The sequence below is a fragment of the Sinorhizobium americanum genome (genome assembly GCF_001651855.1).
GTDB classification, from domain to species: Bacteria; Pseudomonadota; Alphaproteobacteria; order Rhizobiales; family Rhizobiaceae; genus Sinorhizobium; species Sinorhizobium americanum.
Window position 1 is genome coordinate 1 of sequence record NZ_LNQC01000058.1, and the last position, 1,399, is coordinate 1,399.

Below are 1,399 nucleotides of genomic sequence, written 5' to 3' on the forward strand. Positions count from 1 at the left end.
GCTGACCGGAAACGCAGGGAATAACTCTTTCCGGGCCATGGCCGGTAATGATTATATCGATGGCGGCCTCGGCGCTGACACGATGATCGGCGGAAGCGGGAATGACACGTATGTCGTCAATGAAAGCGGCGATGTGGTCAATGAAGCCGCCGAGGGCGGTAGCGGCATCGACACGATCAGGTCGATGATCTCTTTCAGCCTCGTCACCGGAGCCAACGTCGTGGGAGCGGTCGAGAACCTGACACTGCTGGGAAGCGGCAGCACGAACGCAACGGGCAACGGCCTTGCAAACACGCTGATCGGCAACAGCGGAAACAACATTCTGAACGGTTCGTCCGGGAAGGATAAGCTGACGGGTGGCCTCGGAAACGACAGCTTCTTCTTCAACTCGACGCTCTCCGCGACCAGCAATGTCGACACCATCACCGACTTCAATGTCGCCAATGACACGATCCGTCTGGAGAATGCTGTCTTCACGGCAATTGTCGGTACGGGAGCATTGACCGCAGCGCAGTTCGTCAACAACACAACCGGGCTTGCAGCCGACTCCAATGACCGGATCATCTATGAGAGCGATACCGGAAAGCTGTTCTACGACAGCAACGGAAATGCCGCCGGCGGCTCGGTGCATTTCGCGACAATCGGCACAAACCTCGGAATCACCGCAGCCGACTTCTTTGTCGTATGACACGCAAAGAATGGGGCGCAGCCCAAGAGCTGCGCTCTTCACGCTTGCATTCGGTAGCTCCAGAGGTGCGAAACGAAGCATCCAGCGTGCCCAATCGCTGGCTCGTTACCTGTATGGGAGGCCGGAAGAAAGAGTTCGACAGAGCCATGAAATGCGTGTGCAACGCTGGTGAAACGCAACGCGCCGACAAAGAAAACGCCCGCTTGTTCGGCGGGCATTGAGCACCAACTATTTGGAAGGAAAGCATCGATAGTTTATCTCTCATTTGCCGCGTGAGCGAGTCACAAGTGGCCCCTTAGAGAGATAGTCCATCACCATCTGGCGATCGGGACCGACTTCGCGGATGGCCTTGAGCACCTCTTCCCTGGCTTTGTTCGTCCGCTGCATGAGGTAGGCAATTTCGTGCTCTTGCGTTGAGACAAACTCGCTGTCGCGGCCCTTCTTCTTGACATCGCGCGCCATTCTTCCCTCCTCTCCCACCCAAGAGGAGGTAGAGCCTGAACACTCACCCGGCAAGGTGGTATTAACACGAAAAAGGGACCTCGCTTTCGCAAGGCCCTTTCGCCAACCAGCTTAAATACACGTCATCAACAGACCGAGGCTACGCCCCTCACGCCGCCAAGCGCCTGTCTAGACTAGTGCCCATCCATAAACGCCTGTTTTTCTGCGGTTTTGCAAGGTTGTTTGCCGGCTGACATCGTTTCTTGGGAC

2 protein-coding genes are annotated in these 1,399 nt (G+C 56.4%); one reads left to right on the top strand and one right to left on the bottom strand.

What is annotated here, in order from left to right:
• On the top strand, positions 1–688 hold a 688-nt coding region (locus ATC00_RS17320), incomplete at its 5' end, for a M10 family metallopeptidase C-terminal domain-containing protein (RefSeq protein ID WP_161951925.1).
• A gap of 261 nt (positions 689–949) precedes the next feature.
• Here the strand turns inward: ATC00_RS17320 and ATC00_RS17325 are convergent.
• The gene (locus ATC00_RS17325; protein ID WP_064253740.1) at positions 950–1,150 is read right to left on the bottom strand and encodes a DUF3606 domain-containing protein; all 201 of its coding nucleotides are present in this window, start codon (positions 1,148–1,150) and stop codon (positions 950–952) included.
• Between the last annotated feature and the right edge of the window lie 249 nt (positions 1,151–1,399).

Excerpts from the sequence above, each read along its gene's own strand:
- ATC00_RS17325 (WP_064253740.1), bottom strand. The coding sequence starts at position 1,150 with ATGGCGCGCGATGTCAAGAAGAAGGGCCGCGACAGCGAGTTTGTCTCA.